Annotated in this window: 19 protein-coding genes; 11 read left to right on the plus strand and 8 right to left on the minus strand. The window is 71.8% G+C overall.

Features of this window, described 5'->3' with window-relative positions:
* Positions 1–123: 123 nt before the first annotated feature.
* Both Sm713_RS25640 and Sm713_RS25645 read right to left on the minus strand, forming a co-directional pair.
* Positions 124–3,006, minus strand: coding sequence for a penicillin acylase family protein (locus tag Sm713_RS25640; RefSeq protein ID WP_212912446.1), 2,883 nt, complete (start codon positions 3,004–3,006; stop codon positions 124–126).
* Positions 2,963–3,133: a hypothetical protein gene (locus tag Sm713_RS25645; protein ID WP_212915154.1), complete on the minus strand. Its 171-nt coding sequence runs from the start codon at positions 3,131–3,133 to the stop codon at positions 2,963–2,965. The genes Sm713_RS25640 and Sm713_RS25645 overlap by 44 nt, the downstream gene beginning before the upstream one ends.
* Positions 3,134–3,358: 225 nt before the next feature.
* Between Sm713_RS25645 and Sm713_RS25650 the strand changes: the two genes are divergently transcribed.
* The 5 genes from Sm713_RS25650 (at position 3,359) to mscL (ending at position 8,094) form a co-directional block, all read left to right on the plus strand.
* Positions 3,359–4,945 carry a potassium/proton antiporter gene (locus Sm713_RS25650; RefSeq protein ID WP_212912447.1) on the plus strand — a complete coding sequence of 529 codons (1,587 nt, stop codon included), beginning with the start codon at positions 3,359–3,361 and terminating at the stop codon, positions 4,943–4,945.
* Positions 4,946–5,223: 278 nt separating this feature from the next.
* On the plus strand, positions 5,224–5,607 hold the full coding sequence (locus Sm713_RS25655) for an FmdB family zinc ribbon protein (protein ID WP_212912448.1): 384 nt from the start codon (positions 5,224–5,226) through the stop codon (positions 5,605–5,607).
* 93 nt (positions 5,608–5,700) lie between these two features.
* Positions 5,701–6,552, plus strand: coding sequence for an S-methyl-5'-thioadenosine phosphorylase (locus Sm713_RS25660; protein ID WP_212912449.1), 852 nt, complete (start codon positions 5,701–5,703; stop codon positions 6,550–6,552).
* 441 nt (positions 6,553–6,993) lie between these two features.
* Positions 6,994–7,473, plus strand: coding sequence for a hypothetical protein (locus Sm713_RS25665; RefSeq protein ID WP_212912450.1), 480 nt, complete (start codon positions 6,994–6,996; stop codon positions 7,471–7,473).
* 138 nt (positions 7,474–7,611) lie between these two features.
* The gene (gene mscL, locus Sm713_RS25670) at positions 7,612–8,094 is read left to right on the plus strand and encodes a large conductance mechanosensitive channel protein MscL (protein WP_212912451.1); all 483 of its coding nucleotides are present in this window, start codon (positions 7,612–7,614) and stop codon (positions 8,092–8,094) included.
* 163 nt (positions 8,095–8,257) lie between these two features.
* Here the strand turns inward: mscL and Sm713_RS25675 are convergent, their stop codons facing one another.
* The gene (locus Sm713_RS25675; RefSeq protein ID WP_212912452.1) at positions 8,258–8,437 is read right to left on the minus strand and encodes a hypothetical protein; all 180 of its coding nucleotides are present in this window, start codon (positions 8,435–8,437) and stop codon (positions 8,258–8,260) included.
* A gap of 470 nt (positions 8,438–8,907) precedes the next feature.
* Between Sm713_RS25675 and Sm713_RS25680 the strand changes: the two genes are divergently transcribed.
* From Sm713_RS25680 to Sm713_RS25695, 4 genes are all read left to right on the plus strand, one after another.
* The gene (locus Sm713_RS25680) at positions 8,908–10,161 is read left to right on the plus strand and encodes a low temperature requirement protein A (protein WP_212912453.1); all 1,254 of its coding nucleotides are present in this window, start codon (positions 8,908–8,910) and stop codon (positions 10,159–10,161) included.
* A gap of 12 nt (positions 10,162–10,173) precedes the next feature.
* Positions 10,174–11,367, plus strand: coding sequence for a P1 family peptidase (locus tag Sm713_RS25685; protein WP_249416688.1), 1,194 nt, complete (start codon positions 10,174–10,176; stop codon positions 11,365–11,367).
* A 282-nt stretch (positions 11,368–11,649) separates the two neighbouring features.
* Positions 11,650–12,969 (plus strand): Ig-like domain-containing protein, encoded by a 1,320-nt coding sequence (locus Sm713_RS25690; RefSeq protein WP_249416689.1) that lies wholly within the window; start codon positions 11,650–11,652, stop codon positions 12,967–12,969.
* Between the two features lie 226 nt (positions 12,970–13,195).
* Positions 13,196–13,996 carry a DUF6227 family protein gene (locus Sm713_RS25695; protein ID WP_212912454.1) on the plus strand — a complete coding sequence of 267 codons (801 nt, stop codon included), beginning with the start codon at positions 13,196–13,198 and terminating at the stop codon, positions 13,994–13,996.
* Positions 13,997–14,741: 745 nt separating this feature from the next.
* Here Sm713_RS25695 and Sm713_RS25700 read toward each other — a convergent pair.
* The 4 genes from Sm713_RS25700 to Sm713_RS25715 all read right to left on the minus strand — a co-directional run bounded on the left by Sm713_RS25700 (position 14,742) and on the right by Sm713_RS25715 (position 20,456).
* Positions 14,742–16,988 (minus strand): fructose-specific PTS transporter subunit EIIC, encoded by a 2,247-nt coding sequence (locus Sm713_RS25700; RefSeq protein WP_212912455.1) that lies wholly within the window; start codon positions 16,986–16,988, stop codon positions 14,742–14,744.
* Between the two features lie 76 nt (positions 16,989–17,064).
* Positions 17,065–18,012 carry a 1-phosphofructokinase gene (gene pfkB, locus Sm713_RS25705; protein ID WP_212912456.1) on the minus strand — a complete coding sequence of 316 codons (948 nt, stop codon included), beginning with the start codon at positions 18,010–18,012 and terminating at the stop codon, positions 17,065–17,067.
* Positions 18,009–18,818: a DeoR/GlpR family DNA-binding transcription regulator gene (locus tag Sm713_RS25710; RefSeq protein ID WP_212914831.1), complete on the minus strand. Its 810-nt coding sequence runs from the start codon at positions 18,816–18,818 to the stop codon at positions 18,009–18,011. Before Sm713_RS25710 ends, pfkB begins: the two co-directional genes overlap by 4 nt.
* Positions 18,819–19,448: 630 nt before the next feature.
* Positions 19,449–20,456, minus strand: coding sequence for an RNA polymerase sigma factor RpoD/SigA (locus Sm713_RS25715; RefSeq protein ID WP_212912457.1), 1,008 nt, complete (start codon positions 20,454–20,456; stop codon positions 19,449–19,451).
* Between the two features lie 223 nt (positions 20,457–20,679).
* Between Sm713_RS25715 and Sm713_RS25720 the strand changes: the two genes are divergently transcribed.
* Together Sm713_RS25720 and Sm713_RS25725 are read left to right on the plus strand one after the other, a co-directional pair.
* The gene (locus Sm713_RS25720) at positions 20,680–21,201 is read left to right on the plus strand and encodes a GNAT family N-acetyltransferase (protein ID WP_212912458.1); all 522 of its coding nucleotides are present in this window, start codon (positions 20,680–20,682) and stop codon (positions 21,199–21,201) included.
* Positions 21,202–21,307: 106 nt separating this feature from the next.
* Positions 21,308–21,883 carry a MarR family winged helix-turn-helix transcriptional regulator gene (locus tag Sm713_RS25725; RefSeq protein ID WP_212912459.1) on the plus strand — a complete coding sequence of 192 codons (576 nt, stop codon included), beginning with the start codon at positions 21,308–21,310 and terminating at the stop codon, positions 21,881–21,883.
* A gap of 865 nt (positions 21,884–22,748) precedes the next feature.
* Here Sm713_RS25725 and Sm713_RS25730 read toward each other — a convergent pair.
* Positions 22,749–24,329, minus strand: a complete 1,581-nt coding sequence (locus tag Sm713_RS25730; RefSeq protein WP_212912460.1) for an MFS transporter — start codon at positions 24,327–24,329, stop codon at positions 22,749–22,751.
* Between the last annotated feature and the right edge of the window lie 149 nt (positions 24,330–24,478).

Raw genomic sequence — 24,478 nt, forward strand, 5'->3', positions numbered from 1 at the left:
CGCCGTCCGGCGGCCGCCCGACCACCCGGCGCCTGCTGCCGGCTGCCGGGACCGGGAGTCCGCCGGGACCGGACCGGCAGTGGGGACCCGGGGCCCCGGCCCCGAGACCCAGGTCTCAGGGCCTCACGGCCTCAGCACCAGCGTGTCCTCGGTGCCCTTGTCGACCGCCTTCTCCGAGAACGACCAGTCGAGCAGGTCGCCGCCCGCCCACTTGTCCGTCTGGTCGGTGTAGTGCGAGTCGTAGGCGTGCCCCGAGGCTCCGGTCAGGTTGATCCACTTGGACTTGTCGAGGTCGTCGAGGTTGACGACCATCCGCATGGACGGCACCCAGATGACCGAGTAGCCCCCTGCGGCGTTCCAGCCGGTGGCGTCCACCGCGGCCTGGCCGCCGCCCAGGTTCCAGGGGCCGCGGTTGAGGGCGTACTGGATGAAGCCCGGGCCCTCGGTGCCGAGGGTCTGGTTCTTCAGCGTGAGCCGGTGCAGGCGGCCCCAGCTCCAGGTGTCCATGTCCTTGCCGAGCTTCGCGGTGAGCTCCCAGCGGGCGTCCTTCATGGCACGCGCGAAGAGCTGGTCACGTGTCTTGGTGGCGGGCTCCAGGCGGGTCTTGGGCGACTGCCACCACGCGTTGTCCTGGTCATCGACGATCCGGCGGACCACCTCGAACCAGCGGTCCCCGCCGTCCGGCTGCGCGGAGTCCGGGTCCCGCTCGCCGCACTCGGTGACCAGCTGCTGCTCCTCGTCGGCGGGTGCGGTCTTGTTCGCGGGCGGCACGGCGAGGCACTGTCCCTCCACCCGCAGCTCCTTGGGGAGCTTGTCGCCGAAGGCGAGCTTCAGGATGTTGCGCCAGACGGCGTTGAAGTAGGCCGCGGCCGCCGAGTCCGGGTTCTGGGTGTAGTCCCAGCCCTCCAGGAGCTGCTGGCCCTGGCGGACGTACTTGTCGGAGACGCCGATCTTCAGCAGCTTGGGTGTCAGCAGCTTGGCGATCTCGCTGCTGTTGTCCATCTGCATCTGGCGCATGTCGTCCGGCGAGATCTTGCCGTCGTGCTTGATCTTCGACTCGATCAGGTCGGTGATGCGCTGGCTGCGCGTGCCGTACTCCCAGTCGGTCGTCAGCAGGTACGGGTACTTGTCCTTGTCGACGACGGCCTGGTTCGCGGTGACGATGTAGCCGCGCTTCGGGTTGTACTCGTTCGGCATCGCGGACTGCGCGATGTACTTCCCCGTCCAGCTGAACTTGGGGTCCCAGCCGGGCGCCGGGAGGGAGCCGTCGTAGTCGTCGGGGCGCAGCGGGATCTTGCCGGGTGCCTGGTAGCCGATGTTGCCCTTGGTGTCGGCGTAGATCAGGTTCTGGGAGGGCACTTCCAGCTCGCCCGCCGCCGCGCGGAACTGCTGCCAGTTCTGCGCGCGGTCCAGCGCGAAGACCGAGTCCATTGACTTGCCGGGCGTCAGGGCCGTCCAGCGCAGCGAGACGCCGTAGCCGTCGCCTCTGTCGGGTGCCGCGGAGGTGACGGTGGCCTTCTTGCCGACCTTGACCAGTTCGTCGTCACGGTCCGACAGGAGCGGCCCGTTGTTGGTCTCGCGGACGGTGATGTTTCTGGGCTTGCCGCCGGCGACCTTGATGGTCTCCTTGCGGGTCTTGAAGGGCAGCACCTGGCCGCCGTACTGGTAGCCGCTGCCGGTCAGCTTCTCCAGGTAGAGGTCGGTGACGTCGGCGCCCAGGTTCGTCATGCCCCAGGCGACGTCCTGGTTGTGGCCGATGACCACGCCGGGCATCCCCGCGAAGGTGTAGCCGGAGACGTCGAAGTGGCAGGCGTCGGAGACGGCCCGGCAGTGCAGGCCCATCTGGTACCAGACGGACGGCAGCTCGGGCGCCAGGTGCGGATCGTTCGCGAGGAGCGGCTTGCCGGTGATGGTGTGGTCGCCGGAGACGACCCACGAGTTCGAGCCTATGCCGCTGCCGCTCGGCCCGAAGACGGACGGGATGCCGTCCAGGACGTCCGAGACGGCCGAGAGCTGGCTCTGCGTGCCGCTGGGTGCCGCGACGCCGTCCGCGAGGCCCGTGCCCGCCGTGCCCGCCGCCGTCCCACCGGCCGCCGACGCGCCTGTCGACGTCCCGCCGTCCGGCTGGGTCCCGCCTGTCCCACCTGTCCCACCGTCAGTCGACGTCCCGCCCGTCGTCGACGTTCCGCCGGATCCGGCGCTCCCCTGGGTGGAGCCGTTGCCGTCGAACGTGTCCGTCGCGGCGTCGTAGGAACCTTGCTGGACGATGGGCTTGTGCAGGTCGTAGGGGTACTCGGGGTACAGGTCCTTGATCTGGTCGGTGGTCAGCCGGCTCGTCATCAGGGAGCGGTCTATCTCCTCCTGCATGTTTCCACGCAGGTCCCAGGCCATCGCCTTCAGCCAGGAGACCGAGTCGACCGGGGTCCACTTCTGCGGCTTGTAGTCGTTGGTGAAGCCGAGGGCGGCGTACTCGACGGAGATGTCCGCGCCGTCCTTGCCCGCCAGGTACTCGTTGACTCCCTTGGCGTACGCCTGGAGGTACTTCTTGGTCGAGGACGAGAGCTTGGAGTCGTACTCCTGCTGCGCCACCCGGTACCAGCCGAGCGTGCGCAGGTACTCATCGGTCTTGACCTGGCTCTTGCCGAACATCTCGGAGAGCCGCCCGGAGGTCGTATGACGGCGGACGTCCATCTCCCAGAAGCGGTCCTGGGCCTGTACATAGCCCTGCGCCATGAACAGGTCCTCGTCGGAGGAGGCGTAGATCTGCGGGATGCCGTAGGAGTCCCGCTTCACGTCCACCGGACCCGACAGGCCCTCCAGCCTGACCGAGCCCTTGGTCTGCGGGAACGAGGCACGCACCGTGCTGACGCTCCAGTAGGCGCCATAGCCGACGCCCGCGACGACGGCCAGAACCAGAACGAGCACGAGGAGACGCACACGGCGCCCCTTCTGCCGGCCGGACTTACCGGACGTCCGACTGGAAGAGGCGGTGGTGGTGGAGGGCATCGCTGTCCTTGCAGTCCTTCGCGAGCGGCAGTTCGGAGTGGGCGGTCGGGACCGGGCGGTCCGGGACGTACCGGCGCAGGTTCGTGCACCCCTGCGGCCGGTGGCGCGAGAGTGCTGGAGCAACCATAGGCGCAGCGCCTGTGGGTGCCGGACGCGGCCATGACCCAGGGGGCGTCCTCAGGCCACGGCGCCACCTCCGAGGGACCGCGCGAACGTCCACCGGCTGCCGGGAACGCGTCAAGGAACCGTTAACGATTAGGTAAGGTAACGAAGTACTTGATGGTGTCCGGCCCGGGCGCCGGGTGCGCGGACGCTGCACGCGCGCCTACCCCTGCGGACGCTCCACGCGCGCGTGCCAACGCGCGTACCAAACGGCACTCGGGCCCAGAAGGGGAAGGAACGGCCGCTGACTGTCCACGACCTCAACCAGCTCCTGCTTGTCTCCTCGCTCGTCCTGCTCGTCGCGGTGGTGGCGGTCCGCCTCTCGTCCCGCAGCGGGCTGCCCAGCCTGCTCGTGTACCTGGGCATCGGCGTCGCCATGGGCCAGGACGGCATCGGCAACATCACCTTCAACAACGCCGAGCTGACGCAGATGGTCGGATACGCGGCCCTGGTGGTGATCCTGGCCGAGGGCGGCCTGGGCACGAAGTGGAGTCAGATCAAGCCCGTCCTGCCGGCTGCGGTGGCGCTCTCCCTGGTCGGTGTCGGGGTGAGCGTCGGGGTGACGGCGACCGCCGCGCACTACCTGGCCGGACTGGACTGGCGGCAGGCCCTCATCATCGGCGCGGTGGTGTCGTCGACCGACGCCGCGGCGGTGTTCTCCGTGCTCCGCAGGGTGCCGCTGCCCGCACGCATCACCGGCGTCCTGGAGGCCGAGTCCGGCTTCAACGACGCCCCCGTGGTCATCCTGGTGGTCGCGTTCTCCAGCCGGGGCCCCGTGGAGCACTGGTACACGCTGCTCGGCACCATCGCCATGGAGCTGGCGATCGGGGCCGCGATCGGGCTCGCCATCGCCTGGGTGGGCGCCTACGGCCTGCGGCGGGTGGCGCTGCCCGCGTCCGGCCTGTACCCGATCGCGGTACTGGCGATCGCCGTCACCGCGTACGCGGCGGGCGCGCTGGCGCACGGCAGCGGCTTCCTCGCCGTGTACCTGGCGGCGGTGGTGCTGGGCAACTCCAAGCTGCCCCACTGGCCCGCCACCCGCGGCTTCGCCGAGGGGGTCGGCTGGATGGCGCAGATCGGCATGTTCGTCCTGCTCGGCCTGCTCGCCACCCCGCACGAGCTGGTGGACGACATCCTGCCCGCCCTGATCATCGGCCTGGTGCTGACGGTGGTGGCGCGGCCCGTGGGCGTCGTGGTCAGCCTGCTGCCGTTCCGCATGCCCTGGCAGGAGAAGGCGCTGCTGTCCTGGGCCGGGCTGCGCGGCGCCGTGCCGATCATCCTGGCCACCATCCCCATGGTGACGGGCGTCCGCGACAGCCACCGGATCTTCAACATGGTCTTCGTCCTGGTGGTGGTCTACACGCTGGTCCAGGGGCCGACGCTGCCGTGGCTGGCCAGGAAGCTGCACCTGGGCGACCGGGAGGGCGCCGCGGACCTCGGCATCGAGGCGGCGCCCCTGGAGCGGCTGCGCGGCCACCTGCTGTCCGTGTCCATCCCCGAGGGCTCCCGGATGAACGGCGTCGAGATCAACGAGCTGCGGCTGCCCACGGGCTCCGCGGTCACCCTGGTGGTGCGCGACGGCACCTCCTTCGTCCCGCTCCCCACCACGCTGCTGCGGTACGGCGACGAGCTCCTCGTCGTGGCGACGGACCCGGTCCGCGACGCCACGGAACGCCGCCTGCGCGCGGTCGCCCGGGGCGGCAAGCTGGCGGGCTGGCTGGGCACGGGTGGAGAGCAGGGCGCGGGAGGGCGGCGAGGTGTGAGCGGTGAGGGGTGAGGGGTGAGGGGTGAGGGGTGAGGAGGAGTGAGCTCGCGTGAGCGGTGCGGGGACAGGGTGAGCCCGGGTGAGCGGTGAGGGACGGGGTGAGCTGCGTGACCTGGGCATATGTGGTGCGCGTGGTGGCTTGAAGGTGGCCACGCGCGCGTGGGCGGGGGCGCACGCGCGCGCGTGGCGTGGATCACCGAAGCCCGGTCGCAGTGGACTCACACCGAGGAATAGGTCACTATGGACCGTCGTTAGCACTCAATGAGTGAGAGTGCCAGGAGGAAGAACCAGTGCCGACCTACCAGTACCAGTGCACCGAGTGCGGCGAGGGCCTTGAGGCGGTGCAGAAGTTCACCGATGACGCCCTGACCGAGTGCCCCAACTGCGGCGGCCGCCTGAAGAAGGTGTTCTCCGCGGTCGGCATCGTCTTCAAGGGATCGGGTTTCTACCGGAACGACAGCCGTAGCTCGTCGTCGAACGGGTCGTCCTCGAAGGCGTCGTCCGGGTCCAAGGGGTCGGGTTCCTCCTCCGACTCCGGTTCCTCCTCCTCGGGCTCGGGCTCGTCGTCCGGTTCCAGTTCCGGTTCCGGTTCCAAGGACTCCGGCTCGTCGTCGTCCTCGTCTTCCGGTTCTGGCTCCGGCTCCAGCTCGTCGAGCAGTTCTTCGGCTGCCTAGGACGCGACTGCTCAGGGCGGGCCCCGGGGGCCGCCGGCTCCTGTTCCACGGCTGGGTCAAGGGGCGGGGCGGGGTCCGGATACTGTGCTCGCCATGGCGAACAAGGCGAACGCGACTCAGGCCGAGATCGGTGTCATCGGCGGCTCCGGCTTCTACTCCTTCCTCGACGACGTCACCGAGGTCCAGGTCGACACCCCCTACGGCGCTCCGAGCGACTCACTGTTCCTGGGGACGATCGCGGACCGCCGGGTGGCCTTCCTCCCCCGCCACGGGCGCGGCCACCATCTTCCGCCGCACCGAATCAACTACCGCGCGAACCTGTGGGCGCTGCGCTCGGTGGGCGTCCGCCAGGTACTCGCACCGTGCGCCGTGGGCGGCCTGCGGGCCGAGTACGGGCCCGGCACGCTCCTCGTCCCCGACCAGCTCGTGGACCGTACGAAGAGCCGGGCGAACAGCTACTTCGACGGGGAGCCGCTGCCGGACGGGACGACCCCGAAGGTGGTCCACGTCTCCCTTGCCGACCCCTACTGCCCGACGGGACGCCGGATCGCCGTGAAGGCGGCGCGCGGCCGCGACTGGGAGCCGGTGGACGGCGGCACGCTCGTGGTGATCGAGGGACCCCGCTTCTCCACCCGCGCCGAGTCCCGCTGGCACGCGGCCCAGGGCTGGTCCGTCGTGGGCATGACCGGCCACCCCGAGGCGGCACTCGCCCGTGAGCTGGAGCTCTGCTACACGTCGATGACGCTGGTCACCGACCTGGACGCGGGCGCCGAGACCGGCGAGGGCGTGACCCACGAGGACGTGCTGAAGGTCTTCGCCGCGAATGTGGACCGGCTGCGCACGGTGCTGTTCGACGCCGTGGCCGGGCTACCCGGCGAGGCGGGCGGGGACTGCCTGTGCGGCAGTGCGCTGAACGGGCTGGAGACGGGGATCGAGCTGCCCTGAGGCCGCGCCTGGTTGGCTGGAACCTCACCTTCGGGTGAGGAAGTTTTCCACAACCGGTGAGTAGTCCACGGGGCTCAGCGGGATCGGGCGGAGCGCCGCATCGTGGGAGGGCATCTCCGGACTCTCACACAGGCGGTGGTCGTCGTCATGTCCCAGCTTTCCTCGTGCTCTCCCTCTCCGCGTTCCTCTTCCTCACGCGGTCGTTCTTCCTTGCCGGGTGCCGCCTCCCCGCCCGGTCCTTCCCCCTTGCCGGGTGCCGCCTCCCCGCCCGGTCCTTCTTCCCCGCCGGGCCACTCTTCGCCGCCCGGTCCTTCCTCGTCCCCCTCCTTCTCCGCCGTCGCAGGTTCACGCCTGACGTCCCCCGGACCTGGTGTGGGCGCCGTGAGCCCAGGGGGACCCGGGGGACCCGGCGGCACCGGAGGGGCGCCTCCCACATCTGGGGTGCCGCCCTTCTCCCCGGTGCGGGTCGGCCCCGGGCACCCGCGGATGCGCCGGCTGCTGCGGCACCGCAGACGTGCCGTCGCGGCCGGGCTGGCGATGACCGCGGCGGCCCTCGTCGCGGCCGCACCGTCCGACACCGGCCGGGGGAGGTCGCCGGCCGGCGGCCATCCGGTCGTCCCGCACCCGGCCCGTCCGGCACCCCGGCTGGTGACGGCCCCCGTGCGCATCGCGGACGCGGAGGCGGTACGGCTGCTGCGCCCGGGCGACCGGGTGGACGTGATCGCGGCGGACGCCCCCGGTTCGGACCGCGGCCAGCAACCGCAGGTGGTCGCCGAGGGCGCCCGGGTCGTGGAGGTGCCGGAACCGGCCGAGGGCGGCATGGGCACCGGCGCGCTGGTCGTGCTCTCGGTACCCCGTCCGACCGCCACCCGGCTCGCCGGAGCCGGGGCCACGGCACGGCTGGCGGTGACGTTGTGCTGACGCTTCGGGACCTCCCGCACAAAGTTTCCGTGTCAAGTCCCACATATGAGTCAGCGAAATGGACAGGCCTCCCGCGCGCTGCCGTAGGTTGCGGACCTGATTACTCCACTAGCTGCTTGTACGAAGAGAGGCCTTTCGGTGAGCGAGAACCAGGAGTCCGGTGTCTGGGAGGGCTTCAAGTCCTTCCTGATGCGCGGAAATGTCGTCGACCTGGCGGTTGCGGTGGTCATCGGAGCCGCATTCACCAACATCGTCAATTCCTTGGTGAAGGGCGTCATCAACCCGGTCGTCGGCGCCTTCGGCACCAAGGACCTGGACAAGTACAGCTCGTGCCTCAAGGGCATGTGCAAGTACGACCTGAAGACGGGCACGGTCATCGAAGGCGTCCCGATCATGTGGGGCACGGTGCTCAGCTCCACTCTCAGCTTCCTGATCACCGCGGCCGTCGTCTACTTCCTGATGGTGCTGCCGATGGCCAGGGTCCTCGCCAGGCAGGCGGCCAGGAAGGCAGCGCGGGAGGGCCTGAGCAAGGAGCCCATCGACCTCACGGAGCTGGAGGTTCTCCAGCAGATCCGCGACGAGCTGATCGCCCAGCGGGGCGGCCCGATGGTCGACCGGTAGACGGCCGACTGGTAGATACCCGATCTGCAGATGCCCCATCTGCAGATGGCCGACCGGTAGGGGTTCCCGACGGCCTCATGGCGGTCGGCGGCCCCACGGCCGCCGTCCGCACGCCGGTGGCGGTCGTCCGCCGGTGGGCGCGGGAGGGCCTGGTCGGGCGGGTTCAGAGGTGGTGGGGCGGCTTCTCGTCGAGGAACCGCGCGAGGTCCGCGGCGCTGTCGCCGCCCCCCGACGGCCGCTCGCCCCAGCCCTGGTCCGAGTCGTCCGACGACCGCTGCGACAGCGGGTCGTCGAAGACGATCGCGTCCTTCGGACCGGTGGGGGTGCCCGAGCCGGATGACACCCGTCCACCGGATGACACCTGTCCACCGGACAACGCCTTCGAGCCCGGAGCCCTCAGATCACCCGGAACCTGCGGATCGCCCGGGACCTCGGGATTGCCGGGTGCCTTCGGATCACGGGGGTCGGGGCCGGAAGCGCTCGTCATTCCACCAGCGTACGACCAGGTGCCGGCCGCCCGGACCGCCCAGGCCGCGGACCGGCCCCGGCCCGCCCCCACCCGGGGCGCATCCGGAACCCCACCGCCGAGCACTCCGGAAGCTCCGGACGCCCCGGGAACCCCGGGCACCCCGGACGCCCCCGGCCCACGGCAACCATCCGGCCCGCGGCAACCCACCGGCCTGCGGCAGCCTCCCGACCCCCTCCCCCGCACCCGGGCCGGTACCCTGGCGACCACCCCCGGTTCGCCGCGCCCGCCGCTCGACACGGGATCGAAGAAGCGATCGGCCGGGACAGGTCTGCTGTGCTGGAGGCATGACTTCCAGTTCCGGCTCGGCCTCAGGCGCCTTCGGGAGCCGTCCGCCGACCGCCCGGCCCGTGCGCAGGATCACCGCGCGGCGCCGCGACGAGTCCCACCGGGTCGCCTCGCCTCTGGAGCTCTTCTTCGACCTCTGCTTCGTGGTGGCCATCGCCCAGGCGGGCGCGCAGCTCGTGCACAAGTTCGAGGAGGGCCACGTCGGCGAGGGCCTGCTCGACTACGCGATGGTCTTCTTCGCCATCTGGTGGGCCTGGATCCAGTTCTCCTGGTTCGCCTCGGCGTACGACAACGACGACGTCCCCTACCGCCTGGCGACCCTCGTCCAGATCTCCGGCGTGCTGGTACTCGCGGCCGGCGTCTCGCGGGTCTTCGCGGGCGACGACTTCCTGGTCGTCTGGTTCGGCTACGCCATCATGCGGGTGGCCATGTCCACCCAGTGGTTGCGGGTGGCGGTGGCCACGGCCGGCCGGGAGCGCGGCATGGCCCTGCGGTACGCCATCGGCGTGCTGCTCTGCCAGGGCGGCTGGGTGGGCGTGCTGCTGGCGCCGGAACCGGTACGGCCCTGGGTGTTCCTGGCGATGGTCATCGCGGAGTTGTGCGTCCCGCCGTACGCGCAGCGGTACATGAAGCAGTCGTGGCACCCGCACCACATCGCGGAGCGGTACGGGCTGTTCACGATCATCGTGCTGGGCGAGGCCATCGCCGCGGCCACGGCAGCGGTCAAGTCCGGCACCGAGGGGAGCGACGCGCTGCCCGAGCTGCTGCCCTACGCGGCGGGTGGGCTGCTGCTGGTGTTCTCCGTGTGGTGGATCTACTTCGCGGTCCCCCTCCACGGTCAGCTGCGCTCCAGGAGGCACGCGTTCGTGTGGGGGTACGGCCACTACCTGGTCTTCGCGTCGGTGGCGGCGCTGGGCGCGGGCATCGAGGTGGCGGTGGAGCAGAGGGTGGGCCACGCGGACGTCTCCGGGCTCGTGGCGAGCGCGACGGTCACCGTTCCGACGGCGGTGTACCTGCTCACGGTGTGGGTGCTGCACGCACGCTTCCACAAGGTGGGCATCGCCCAGCAACTGGTACTGCCCGGCACCGCGGCGGCGGTCCTGGCCTGTACGTTCGCGGGGCACTGGGCGATCCTGGCGACGGGTGCGACGACGGCACTCAGCGTGGCCACCAGCATCACGCTCTCCGCGCGGACAGCGGCCCGCGAGGCCCGGACGGCGGAGCGGACGGGCAGCGGCGGCGAACCCCCGTGATACGCATGCCCCATGACGATGCACAGTGACGATCGGGGCCGCGCTGAGGGCGCCTCGGCAGCGCGCGGCGAGGACGGCACGGGGCACGGAGAGGGCGGCCACGCCACGGGACGGGCACGGCTGGACGCGCTGACGGACGTGCCGGGACTGCGCGTCGGGCACGCCACGCTGACCGGGGGCGGGCGGCTCACCGGCACCACGGTGGTGCTCGCCCCGGAGGGTGGCGCGGTCGGAGCGGTGGACGTCCGTGGCGGCGGCCCCGGCACCAGGGAGACCGACGCACTCGACCCGCGCAACGTCGTCGAGCGGATCGACGCGGTGGTCCTGACCGGCGGCAGCGCGTACGGGCTCCACTCCGCGGCCGGCGTGATGGCCTGGCTGGAGGAGCAGCGGCGGGGCGTGCGGGTCGGGCTCGACCCGGCGCAGGTGGTCCCGGTGGTGCCGGCCGCCTGCTGCTTCGACCTCGGCCGCGGCGGGGACTTCCGGGCGCGGCCGGACGCCGCCACCGGACGCACCGCCGTCGAGGCCGCGGCTGCCACGGAAGCGGGCGCCCCGGTCGCCATGGGCAGCGTGGGGGCGGGCACGGGAGCGGTGATCGGAGGCATGAAGGGCGGTGTCGGCACGGCGAGCACGGTGCTGGCGTCCGGGGTGACGGTCGGCGCGCTGGTCGTGGCGAACGCCGCGGGCTCGGCGGTGGACCCCGTGACGGGGGCGCTGTACGGGGAGTCCTTCGGGGGCCGGGTGCGGTATCCCGACACGGCGGTGCACGAGGCCGCGCGCCGGCGGCTGGCCGAGGCCGCGGAAGGTGCGCCGCCGCCGATGAACACCACCCTCGCCGTGGTGGCCACCGACGCCGCGCTGACCCGGGCTCAGGCCCAGAAGCTCGCCGGCGCCGGGCACGACGGCATCGCGCGCGCCGTGCGCCCCTCGCACCTGATGCACGACGGGGACACCGTGTTCGTTCTGGCCACCGGCGCCCGGCCGGTGACCGGCGGTGCGGGGCGGGGGCCGTCGGATCCGGCACCTGACGACGGGGCCGCCGGGGCCGCCGCGCTGGCGGCGGCCGTGGCCGCCCGGAACGAGATCCTGTCGGTGGGCGCGGACCTGGTGACCCGGGCGATCGTCGCGGCGGTACGGGCAGCGGAGTCCGTCTCGGGCCCGGGGGGCACGTTCCCGTCGTACCGCGAGCTGTACGAGTCCCGCTGACGGGCCCCGGTGAGGAGTCCCGCTGGCGGGTCCCGGTGCCGCCTCCACCCCACACACGCCTCACCCCGCCTTAACGGAAACATCCGCCCCGTTCACCCGCACCGACCGCTCCCACCCGCCCCACCCGATCCCGCCCGATCCCGCCCGATCCCGGAGCACCGATATCAGACAAGCGGAGGGAACCATTCCCTTCGCATGCCGCTCTCTTCCCACAACGGAGCAGATCACCTGGATCGCCCAGGTCGTGAACATCGGATACTTCACCCGAAACTGGAGCAACTCGTGGGAACGCAGGACATGGTGGGGCGGGGGACGGCGGAACGGGAGACCGTCGTGCGGGGTGCCCGGCCGGTGCGGTCGGTCCGGGGGCGCGCCGCACGGCGCGGGCTGCTGGCGTGCGCCGTGCTGGCGGTCGGTGCGCTGACCCTGACCGCCTGCGGCGGCGACGCCTCGGCGGACAACGGCAAGCCCGGTGGTGGCAAGGAGAGTTCGAGCGGGGGCGCGAACTCTGACTCGGGGCGGATCTCCACCGCGGAGATAGCGATCTCGGCGAAGGACGGTTCCGCGAACGCCTCGATCAACGCCACCGAGGTGAAGGTCAGCGGCGGCAAGCTGACCCGGGTCAGCATGGTGGAGGCGGCGAGCGGCCGGTCCGTGGCGGGCACGCTCTCGTCCGACGGGTCGGTCTGGAAGCCCAAGGACCAGTTGGAGCGGGCCACCCAGTACCGCATATCGGCCACGGCCAAGGACGCCAAGGGCCGCACGGCGGCGGCGAACTCGCAGTTCACCACGGTCACGCAGGCCCACAGCTTCATCGGCACCTACACCCCGGACGGCGGGACCACGGTCGGCGTCGGCATGCCGGTCTCGTTCACCTTCAACAAGGCGATCACCGACAGGAAGGCGGTGCAGTCCGGCATCAAGGTGACCTCCAGCAGCGGGCAGGAGGTGGTGGGCCACTGGTTCGGGGGCAACCGGCTGGACTTCCGGCCGCAGTCGTACTGGCAGGCGGGCTCCAGGGTCACCATGAAGATCCACCTGGACGGGGTCGAGGGCGCTCAGGGCGTCTACGGCGTGCAGGACAAGACGGTGACGTTCACCGTCGGCCGTTCCCAGGTCTCCACGGTGGACGCGCGCACCCAGACGATGACGGTGGTCAGGGACGGCAAGACCATCAGGACCGTCCCGATCTCGTCGGGCAGCCCGCAGCACACCACCTACAACGGCCAGATGGTGATCTCGCAGAAGTTCATCCAGACCCGTATGCAGGGGTCCACGGTCGGCTTCGGCGGGGAGTACGACATCCCGGACGTGCCGCACGCGATGCGCCTGACGAACTCCGGCACCTTCATCCACGGCAACTACTGGTACTCCCGCGGCAACCCGCCGTTCGGGCGCCAGGGCACCAGCCACGGCTGCGTGGGGCTCCAGGACGTCCAGGGCGCGGGGGCGGCCACGTCGGCCGAGTGGTTCTACGACCACTCGCTGATCGGGGACGTCGTGACGGTGAAGAACTCGCCGGACAGGACCGTCGCCCCGGACAACGGGCTGAATGGCTGGAACATGTCGTGGAGCGCCTGGAAGGCGGGCAGCGCCCTCTGAGACGGGCTCCACGGCCCGGGTGCGGGCGGCCGGCGGAACGAGCCGGCCGGCCGCCCGCACCCGGGGCGGACACACACGTGATCTGCACGTGAACTGCCCTTTTCCCGAGGTCAGATGAGGAATTCGTCGCGCGGGCCGGGCGTTTTCCCGGTTCCTGGACATGCCGGCCCGGGGAGGGGCTACGGTATGCACTCACGAGGTGACATGTAGCGACGCGGGAGAAGCCTTGAGCGTTCCGTACGAAACAGCGTGCGAAGGCAAACAGTCGCCCGAGACTCCGGAGGAGCATCTCGCGCGGCTCCTCGGGCGCGCCCTGAACTCTTTCGAACTCCCCGACGAGGTGCTGTGCCGCCTCACCGCGGCCCTGGCCTACGACGGCTCGCTGCACTCCGCACACCACAGCGGCGACCTGCACCGCCTCACCTACCGGCACACCTGGCTGCTCGCCGACGGCAGCGCGGTCACCCTCTGGGAGCTGGTGCACAACACCGCCCGGCCGACGCCCTTCCCCGGCGCCATGGCGGCACCGATGCCGGAGGGGCCGGCCAGGGCGCGGCAGGACCAGCACGAGCTGTACGCGGACGAGACCGAGCTGCGCACCGCCATGGAGCGGCTGCCGTTGCCCGCGGACGAGCCGCAGGACTTCGACCTGCCCGTCACCGTGCAGATCCCGCCGATGCCGCTGCCCCGGCACGTCTACGTCCCGGACAACTCCGCGGACCACGCCCGCCGTCTCCTGCGGCGCGCGGAGAACGCCGACCGGCCGGGCCTGGACATGTTACGGCTGCTCAGTTCCGCCTTCGCGCACCAGATCACCCAGGCGTTCGGCCGTCCCACGCCGGCCGGAGAGGCCCGGCTGGGGTACTCGCTGTACGAGCACGCCTTCCTGCTGGCGGACGGCCGGGAGGTCAGCCTCTGGGAGGTCGAGCACACGGCCACCCCGAACGGGCGTCACATGTGCGAGGTCTACACGAGCGAGGCCGAGGCCCGCGGCGCCATGGCACGGCGCGCCTCCCGCACTCCCTGACCCGCCTCAGCCGTACGCCGTGCCGGGCCGCCCCTTGGCTGCCCCTGGCTGGCGACCCTGGCGGCCCCTAGGTCGTGTCCGGCGGATCTTCGTGGGCCCGCGACTCCCCCACTGCCTGAAGGGCGTGGGTGGGGGTACCTCCCACGCCCGTTCAGGGCAGTGGGGGAGTGCCCCCAGCACCGCACCTCGCCCCGTTGTCGGAGTCATCCGGGTACGCCCAGTACGAGTATGATCCTCCGCCTTGCGATGCACGGCACCAGACGCCGCAGGCTGATCCACGAAGATCCGCCGGACACGACCTAGCGGCGCCCCTCGCTGAACTGCCGTACGAGGCCGGCGAACGCGGCCCGTTCCGCCGGCGTGAGATCGACGGTCTCCGTCGGAGGGACCACCTGACGGGGCATCGCATGCAGGGCCCGCACACGCCGCCACCCGGCCGTGCCCGGCCGGTTCGGGCCGCCGCCCTCCTGCGCCGCGGGCCGTCGGCCCGGGTGCGGCAGTGGCCCCGCGCCTGACCTGGGACGCTCCGCCTGTCGCTCCCGGCCGGACGGACGCGGTGGACGTACCCTGTGAGTCGTCTGCGCCACGCGAGCGGCCCAGGAGAGCCCGCGTGGCGCCGCGGTGCGCACCAAGGCGGCCACGGCGCTCGCCACCACCAGAACGGCTCGCGCCACGCGCCGAATTGTCGAGACGTGTTCGGACATATCACCCAGTAGACATCATGAGGCCGGTGCTTGACAGGCGATTATGAGACAGAACGGCCCGAAGGGACTGTTTCCGTCGACTGCGGGCTCTCGGCGGCCCCCTTCTGCGTGGAGGGCGCGGGAGGCACCCCCGGGCGCCCCTCGCCGTTCTCCTCGCCGTTCCCCTCGCTGTCCCCCGCGCCGCTTCCGGAGCGCGCCCCGTCCTGCTCGGCGGCACTCGCCGCCTTGGCCGCCTTGGCTCCCTTGAGGCCGACCACCAGCGCCGTGCAGACGCACACGCCCGCCGCGATCGCCACCAGGTAGAGCAGCGGGCCGCCGATCAGCGGCACCACGAAGACGCCGCCGTGCGGGGCCCGGAGCGTGCAGCCGAAGGCCATCGACAGGGCGCCCGTGACGGCACCGCCGACCATCGACGAGGGGATGACCCGCAACGGGTCCGCCGCGGCGAACGGGATCGCTCCCTCGGTGATGAAGGAGGCGCCGAGCAGCCAGGCGGCCTTGCCGTTCTCGCGCTCGGTGCGGGTGAAGAGCCGGCCGCGGACCACGGTCGCGAGCGCCATGCCCAGCGGGGGCACCATGCCAGCCGCCATCACCGCGGCCATCACCTTGAGGCTGCCGTTGGTCGGGCCGGCCAGACCGCCGACCGCGAAGGTGTACGCGACCTTGTTCAGCGGTCCGCCGAGGTCGAAGCACATCATCAGGCCGAGGATGACGCCGAGGATGATCGCGTTCGTGCCCGACAGTCCCTTCAGCCAGTCCGTGAGTGCGCTCTGGAGGAACGCGATGGGTTTGCCGATGACCAGGAACATCAGGAAGCCGACGACGATCGACGAGAGCAGCGGCAGGACGACCACCGGCATGATGCCGCGCATCGAGGTGGGGATCCGCAGACGTTGCAGGCCGAGCACCACCGTGCCGGCGATCAGGCCGGCCGCGAGGCCGCCGAGGAAGCCCGCGTTGATGCTGACCGCGACCGAGCCGCCGACGAACCCGGGGACGAGCCCCGGCCGGTCCGCCATCCCGTAGGCGATGTAGCCGGCGAGCACCGGGATGAGGAACCCGAAGGCGAGGCCGCCGATCTGGAAGAGCAGCGCGGCCCAGCTGACGTGGTCGGTCCACACGAAGTGCTCGGCGACGGACGGGGCCTTGTCGATGCGGTAGCCGCCTATCGCGAAGCCCAGCGCGATGAGCAGGCCGCCCGCCGCGACGAACGGCACCATGTAGCTGACGCCGGACATCAGCCAGGTGCGGAGCTTCGTGCCGTAACCGTCGCCGTGCGCACCGGCGTTCTGCACGGGGGTGCGCGCCGGCGCGTCCGCTCCGGGCGCCCCTGTGCCGGCCGTGCCGCGGGCGGCGGCCAGGGCGCGGGCCTCGGCGACGAGGTCGGCGGGGCGGCTGATGCCGGCCTTCACGCCCACGTCGACGGTGGGCTTCCCCGCGAACCGCTCCTTCTCGCGCACCGGTACGTCGTGGGTGAAGATCACCGCGTCGGCCGCGGCGATCACGGCGGGGTCCAGCCGCGTGAAGCCCGCCGAGCCCTGGGCCTCGACGGCCAGTTCCACGCCCGCCTCGCGCCCGGCCTTCTCCAGCGCCTCGGCCGCCATGTACGTGTGCGCGATCCCGGTGGGGCAGGAGGCCACGGCGACGATCCGGAACGGCGGGGTCCCGGCGCCGCCCGCCGCGGCACCGGGCGTCTCCGCGGTGCCGTCGGCCTCGCCCGTGTCGTCGCCCGTGCCGTCAGCCGCGCCTGCGCCCTCCGCCTCCCCGGAACCGTCCGGCGGGCCGTCCCCGGGCGGACCGGAACCGTCCACGGCACCGTCCGCCCCGGTGGTGACCGCCCCCGCCGCCTCCTCGCCCCCCACCAGCGCCGCCGCCCGCACCGGGTCGTCCGCACGCCGGAGTGCGGCGGTGAAGTCGGCGTCCATGAGGCGGCGGGCCAGGGCGGAGAGCATGGTCAGGTGGGCGTCGTCGGCGCCCGCCGGCGCGGCGATGAGGAAGATCAGGTCGGCGGGGCCGTCCGGGGCGCCGAAGTCGATGCCGTGGGCGCTGCGGCCGAAGGCGAGCGTGGGCTCGGTGACGTGGGCGCTGCGGCAGTGCGGGATGCCGATGCCGCCCTCCAGGCCGGTCGGCATCTGCGCCTCGCGCGCGGCGACGTCGGCGAGGAAGGCGTCCAGATCCGTCACGCGTCCGAGCGCCGCCATCCGCTCGGCGAGGGCGCGTGCGGCGCTCTCCTTGGTGTCGGCGGCCAGGTCGAGGTCGACCAGGTCCGCGGTGATCGTGTCGCTCATCGCGGGCTCCCTTGCTCGCGTACGGACGGGTGGGTGGGGTCAGCCGGCGCGCCGGCCGGCCCGGGTGGGAGGGGGCTCATGGCGGCGGCCCGCCGAGGAGCCGGTCCAGGGGTACGTCGGCGGTGACCGTCACCGCGGACGGCGCGAGGTCGGACGGCGCCGGCATGGCGCTGCCGGGCAGCCGTACGGCCGCCGCGCCGTGGGCGGTGGAGGAGGCGAGCGCGTCCGGCCCGGTGCCGCCCGCGATCAGGAAACCGGCGAGCGAGGCGTCCCCGGCGCCGACGTCGCTGCGTACGGCGCCGGCGGGCGCGCTCGCGTACCAGGCGCCCGAGGCGCCGACGAGGAGCTGGCCGGCGGCGCCCAGGCTGGCGAGCACGGATCGGGCGCCGAGGGAGCGCAGTTCCTCGGCCGCTTGGAGGGCGTCGCCCACGGTGACCAGCGGCCGGCGGACCGCGGCGGACAACTCGGCGGCGTTGGGCTTGACGACGTCCGGTCCTCCGCGCACCGCCGCCAGCAGCGCCGGTCCGGAGGTGTCGACGGCGATCCGGGCGCCTGCCGCGTGGGCGCGGGCCACCAGCTGCCCGTACCAGTCGGGTCCGAGGCCCAGGGGCAGGCTGCCGCAGCAGGCGATCCAGCCGGCGCCCGGGGACCGCTCCGTCACGGCACGCAGCAGCGCCTCTGCTTCTTCGGGGGTGAGTTCCGGACCGGGCGCGTTGATCTTCGTGAGGGTGCCGTCGGGTTCGGCGAGCGAGATGTTCGACCGGGTCAGGCCGGCGACGGTGACGGGGGCCACCTCGATGCCCTGGGCGGCGAGGAGGTCGGCGACCAGGGCGCCGGGTGCGCCGCCGAGGGGGAGGACGGCGACAGTGCGGCGGCCGGCGGCGGCGACCGCACGGGAGACGTTCACGCCCTTGCCGCCGGGGTCCATGCGCTCGCCCGTGGCGCGGACGATCGTGCCGCGGTCCAGGCAGGGCATCTCGTACGTGCGGTCCAGGGAGGGGTTGGGCGTCACGGTGAGGATCATGCGGGGGCTCCCCCGCCGGCCGTCTCCGGCCGGAGGCCGTCAGGGGGGACACGGAGGACCTGGGTGCCGGCACGCGCGATGGCGGCGGCGTCCAGCGGGGACAGGCCGGTGTCGGTGATGAGCAGGTCGACGTCGCCGAAGTGGGCGAAGCGCGCGAAGTGCTCCTGCCGGTGCTTGGTCGAGTCGGCGAGCAGCACGACGCGCCGGGCCGCGGCGACGGCGGCGCGCTTCACCGCGGCCTCCGCCAGGTCCGGCGTGGTGAGGCCGCCCTCGGCGGAGAAGCCGTTGGCGGCGACGAAGAGGACGTCGGCGCGGATCTCGGCGTAGGCCCGCAGCGCCCAGGCGTCGACGGCGGCACGGGTGCGGTGGCGGACCCGGCCGCCCACGAGGTGGAGCTGGATGCCGGGATGGTCGGCGAGCCGGGCCGCGGTCGGCAGGCTGTGCGTGACGACCGTCAACTCCGACTCCAGCGGCAGCGAGGCGGCCAGCCTGGCCACCGTCGTCCCGGCGTCCAGGATGACGCTGCCGTCGGACGGGAGCTCGCTGAGCGCGGCGCGGGCGATGCGGTCCTTCTGCTCGGCCGCGGTTCCCTCGCGCTGGGCGAGGTCGGGCTCGAAGTCGAGGCGCTCGGCGGGGATGGCGCCCCCGTGGACACGGCGGAGGAGGCCCGCGCGGTCCAGGGCCTTCAGGTCGCGGCGGATGGTCTCCGCGGTGACCTGGAAGGTGTCGCTGAGCGACAGCACGTCGACGCGGCCGCCCTCACGGGCGAGCTTGAGGATCTCCTGTTGCCGCTCCTGTGCGTACATCTGCGGGCGCTGTTCCGTTCCGCCGTTCCGTTCGGGTGATCGCACCGGGCTCCCGATCGCTCCGGTTGTGCCGGGCTTCGGACGGGGACGTGCTTCGGCCGTCCGTGTCCGAAGGTGTGGGTTTCCGGTGGAGCGTAGGGGTTGTGGCCTCGCAAGTAAATACGTTCGGACGTCGATCAGACCCAAACGGGCACGAACGGGCACCCCTCAGGGACCATACGGGCACAGGGCGGGGTCAGGCCGGACCGCGACGCCCGGGTACGCCCGGGATCTGGGGCGCCAGCTGGCAAGGCGTGAGCGGACGGCCGCCCACTCGGACATCGGACGACACGATTCCGGAAAGGCGCGAGCCCCGACGCCGGGGGGAGGGCGCCGGGGCTCGCTGGGGGGCCAGGCCCCCCAGGAGCGCTGCGGTGACGGGGGAATCCTCCGCAGCGCTGGTCTTGGTTGTGGTGTCCGTACGGTATGGGGCCGGCGCGCGATCCGTCAGGTCGCCGCGCTCGACCCGTTTCAGGCCAACGCCTCGACCGGTTCAGGCCGCCGCTTCCGGCCGGTTCAGGCCACGGCGTCCAGCTCAGGCCGAAGCGTCCGACCGGATTCGGGCCGCCGGCCCGCCGGGCCCGACCCGGCTCAGGCCGCCGCGTCGAACCCGGTGTCCCGGGCCAGCTTCTTCAGCTCCAGCAGGGCGTGCTTCTCGATCTGGCGGATGCGCTCACGGGTGAGGCCGTGCTCCTTGCCGACCTCGGTGAGGGTGCGCTCCCGGCCGTCCTCGATGCCGTACCGCATCTTGATGATGGACGCGGTGCGGTCGTCGAGCCGGCTGATCAGCTCGTCGAGCTCCTCGCTGCGCAGCAGCGTCAGCACGGACTGCTCGGGGGAGACGGCGGAGGTGTCCTCCAGCAGGTCCCCGAACTGGGTCTCGCCCTCGTCGTCCACCGACATGTTCAGCGAGACCGGGTCGCGGGCCCAGTCGAGGACGTCGACGACGCGCTCCGGGTTGGTGCCCAGCTCGACCGCCACCTCCTCCGGCTCCGGGTCGCGGCCGTGCTCGCGGTTGAACTCGCGCTGCACGCGGCGGATGCGGCCCAGCTCCTCCACGAGGTGGACGGGGAGCCGGATGGTGCGGGACTGGTCGGCTATCGACCGGGTGATCGCCTGGCGGATCCACCAGGTCGCGTAGGTCGAGAACTTGAAGCCCTTGCGGTAGTCGAACTTCTCCACGGCGCGGACCAGACCTGCGTTCCCCTCCTGGATGAGGTCGAGCAGCGGCAGGCCGCTGCGCGGGTAGCGGCGCGCGACGGCGACGACGAGACGCAGGTTGGACCGGATGAAGATGTCCTTGGCGCGCTCCGACTCGGCGATCAGCGCGTGCAGCTCCTCGCGGGTGGCAGCGGCCTTCTCGGCCGCCTTGCTCTCCACTTCTCCGTCGAGAACCTGCCGGGCATACACACCCGCCTCGATGATTTGCGACAGCTCGACTTCCTTGGCGGCGTCGAGCAGCGGTGTACGCGCGATCTCGTCGAGGTACATGCCGACCAGGTCGCGGTCGGCGACCTCGCCGCCTACGGCGCGAACACTGCTTGCCGTCTCAGAGCCACCCGAGGTGGACTGGCGACGGGCGACGGCACGGGTTGCCATGCGTGCTCCCTTACGGTGGTCAGGTCGGTACTCAGCGGTTGTTCGGTAGGCTCGGTTGTTTCAGCGGTGCTCAAGCGGTACGTGCGTTGTCCATCGGTGCCCGACACCGCTCGGGTGCCCTCCATCCGAAGGAAACAACGACTGGAATCCGGACAGAATTCCCAACCCGCCGGTCGAATTTTCTGATCATGCAGTACCCTGTCCCCTCACACCGGGAGACGCCTTGTCCACCCACCCCTCGGAAGTGCAGGTCAGAACCGGCCGTACCGCCGACCTCCCCGCGCTCACGGACATCTACAACCACTACGTCCGCGAGACGGCCATCACCTTCGACACCGCCGTCTTCAGCCCCGAGGAACGGCAACCGTGGCTCCTCTCCCACCCTGAAGACGGCCCGCACCGCCTCCTGGTTGCCCGGGACGGCACATCGGGTGAACTCCTCGGATACGCCACATCCAGCCCGTTCCGCGCGAAGCCCTCGTACTCCACCTCCGTCGAGGTCAGCGTGTACCTGGCACCGGACGCGGTCGGGCGCGGCGTCGGCACCCTCCTCTACAAGCACCTCTTCGAGGCTCTCGCCGACGAGGACGTGCACCGCGCCTACGCCGGCATCGCCCAGCCGAACGTCCCCTCCACGCGGCTCCACGAGCGGTTCGGCTTCCGGCACCTCGGGACGTACCGGGAGGTGGGCCGGAAGTTCGGCAGGTACTGGGACGTGGCCTGGTACGAGAAGGCCCTGCCCTAAGCGCCGCGCCCACCCCGCCTGCCCCGTCCGCCGCGGGAGGCCCGCTTGGGTATTCGGATATACAGCCTTGTTACGTATGGCGCCGGCCGGTCCCTACAGTGGTGGCATGACTACGGCTCCCGCACCACGCCCCGTACCGGGGCAGCAGGCCGACGGACCGCGGCGCCCCGCCTCCGGGCAGGGCACCGCGGACGGCGAGCGGGAGCCGCGCTGGCTCGACGAGGAGCAGCAGCGCGTCTGGCAGTCCTTCATGAACGCCGCCATGCTGCTCGACGACCACCTGGACCGCCAGCTCCAGCGTGACGCGGGCATGCCGCACCTCTACTACGGCCTGCTGGTACGGCTCTCCGAGGCGCCCCGGCGGCGGCTGCGGATGACGGAGCTGGCACGCCGGGTCAAGATCACCCGCTCCCGGCTCTCGCACGCCGTCGCGCGCCTGGAGGACCACGGCTGGGTGCGGCGGGAGGACTGCCCCTCGGACAAGCGCGGCCAGCTCGCCGTCCTCACGGACGAGGGCCGCGCGGTCCTGGAGAGCGCGGCGCCCGGCCATGTGGAGGCCGTACGGCACGCACTCTTCGATCGGCTCACCCGCGAGCAGCAGCGGGCGCTCGGGGAGATCATGCAGACGGTGGCGGAGGGGCTTGAGCCGTCGTATGGGGCGGATCTGCCTTGGCTCCGCTGAGGGTTCCTCGCGGGGCGCAGCCGAAAACTACAGGGGTGCCCCTCGTCGGCTAGGTCGTGTCCGGCGGATCTTCGTGGGCCCGCGACTCCCCCACTGCCTGAAGGGCGTGGGTGGGGGTACCTCCCACGCCGGTTCAGGGCAGTGGGGGAGTGCCCCCAGCACCGCACCTCGCCGCGTTGTCGGAGTCATCCGGGTACGCCCAGTACGAGGATGATCCTCCGCCTTGCGATGCACGGCACCAGACGCCGCAGGCTGATCCACGAAGATCCGCCGGACACGACCTAGTGGCGATCTGACAGGTTCGCCGTGGCTCGTCGCGCAGTTCCCCGCGCCCCTTGAAAACGGGGCTACGCCCCGGGTCCGGCCCGGGGTGACCCTCACGGCCGGTGACGAACTGACCGTTTCGCGGTGGTTGCTCGCGCAGTTCCCCGCGCCCCTTGCAAACGGGGCTACGCCCCGATCCGCCCCGCGGGGTGCCACTGGCCGGCCAGTAGCGATCTGACAGGTTCGCCGTGGCTTGTCGGGCAGTTCCCCGCGCCCCTTGAGAACGGGGCTGCACCCCGATCAGGGGACGGGGTGGGTATCTCCCACGCATGTAAGGCAGTGGGGAGCGATCAGCCACGACCAAGCGGCATCCAAGCAACGACCGCGAGTGGCACGGCCTGATCAGGGGCGCGGGGAACTGCGCGAAGAGCCGCGGCGGGCCGAGAGCCAACCGACCACCGCACGAGACAAGGCCCCATAAGGGGCGCGGGGAACTGCGCGAGAAGCGGCCACCACACGACCGCCGGCCCCGAAGGGCAGGACCCCGGAAGGGGCGCGGGGCGTTGGCCTCGCACCCCCTCCGGGGTCCCGGATGCACCGGTCAGTGGGCGATGACCGGTACGTGCACGTCGTCCGGTGCCCCGGCTCCGGCCTCCCCCGACCGGGCACCCCCCTCCGTGGAGCCGGACGCGGCCGGAGCCCCCGTCCCCGGGCGCCCGGTGGTGACGAAGGTGAACGCGATCACCGACGCGGCAACCAGAATCCCGACGGCCACCCAGATCGCGCTGGTGTACCCGTGCACCATCCCCTGCAGCTGGACCAGCTGCCGAGCCGACCGGCTGGTCGCCCCCGCGGCGTGCGCCGCGAGGTACGACGTGGTCGCGGACGCCGCGATCGTGTTCAGCAGCGCCGTACCGATCGCGCCGCCGACCTGCTGGGACGTGTTCACCATCGCCGAGGCGACACCCGCGTCCCGCGCCTGGACACCGTGCGTGGCCAGCGACATGGCCGGCATGAACGCCGTACCCATACCCAGGCCGAGCAGCAGCATCGCCGGAAGCAGCAGCCCCGCGTACGAGGAGCCGACGGTCATCTGCGTGAGCAGCAGCATGCCGATCGCGGCGAGCAGGAAGCCCGGACCCATCAGCAGCCGCGGTGCGACGCGGGTCATCAGCCGGGCACCGATCTGCGTGGACCCCGCGATCATGCCCGCGATCATGGGCAGGAAGGCGAAGCCCGTCTGGACCGGCGAGTAGCCCTTCACGATCTGGAGGTAGAAGGTCAGGAAGAGGAACAGGCCGAACATCCCGATGATCGCAAGACCCAGGGAGAGGTAGACACCACCGCGGTTGCGGTTGGTGACCACGCGCAGCGGCAGCAGCGGCGCCTTGACCTTCGCCTCGGTGATGGCGAACGCCACGAGCAGCACGACCGCCGCGACGAGCAGGCCGAGCGTCGTGGTGTCGGTCCAGCCGTCGGACTCGGCGCGCGTGAAGCCGTACACCAGGGACACCAGGCCGAGGGTGGCCAGCACCACGCCAGGGACGTCCAGCGGGGAGCGGTTGCGCCCGCCCGCCGGCTCGCGGATCACCATGATCGCGCCCAGGGCGGCCACGATGGCGAACGGGACGTTCACGAAGAAGGTGTAGCGCCAGTTCAGGTACTCGGTGAGGAAGCCGCCGAGGATCAGGCCCACGGCACCACCGCCACCGGCGATCGCACCGTAGATGCCGAACGCCTTGGCACGCTCCTTGGCGTCGGTGAACATCACCGCGAGCAGGGAGAGCGCCGCCGGCGCGAGGAGTGCGCCGAACGCGCCCTGGAGCGCGCGGGCGCCGAGCATCATGACCTCGTTCTGCGCGGCACCGCCCACCGCCGAGGCCAGGGCGAAGCCGGCGAGGCCGGTGACGAAGGCCTGCTTGCGCCCCCACAGGTCGGCGATGCGCCCGCCGAACAGCAGCAGGCCGCCGAAGGCGAGCGCGTAGGCGGTGATCACCCACTGCCGGTTGGCGTCGGATATGCCCAGGTCGTGCTGCGCGGACGGCAGCGCGATGTTCACGATCGTCGCGTCGAGGACGACCATGAGCTGGGCCAGGGCGATGAAGAAGAGTGCGCGCCAGCGGCGATTGTCAGTGCTCGCCTGCTGCACGTGTCGTCCTTTGGAGAGGACGGTTTCGGACATGGAGGTATCCATTTCGATAGGTCGCAAGATCGTGGCGGTGTGGGAAAAAGCGACGTTGGCTGAGGGTTGGGTTGAGTGAGAGGTGACTGGCGCGAGTGACGCGAGTGACGCGAGTGACGTGCGTGACGCCACACACGTGAACGAAGAGG

This window comes from Streptomyces sp. TS71-3 (assembly GCF_018327685.1).
Taxonomy (GTDB): Bacteria; Actinomycetota; Actinomycetes; order Streptomycetales; family Streptomycetaceae; genus Streptomyces.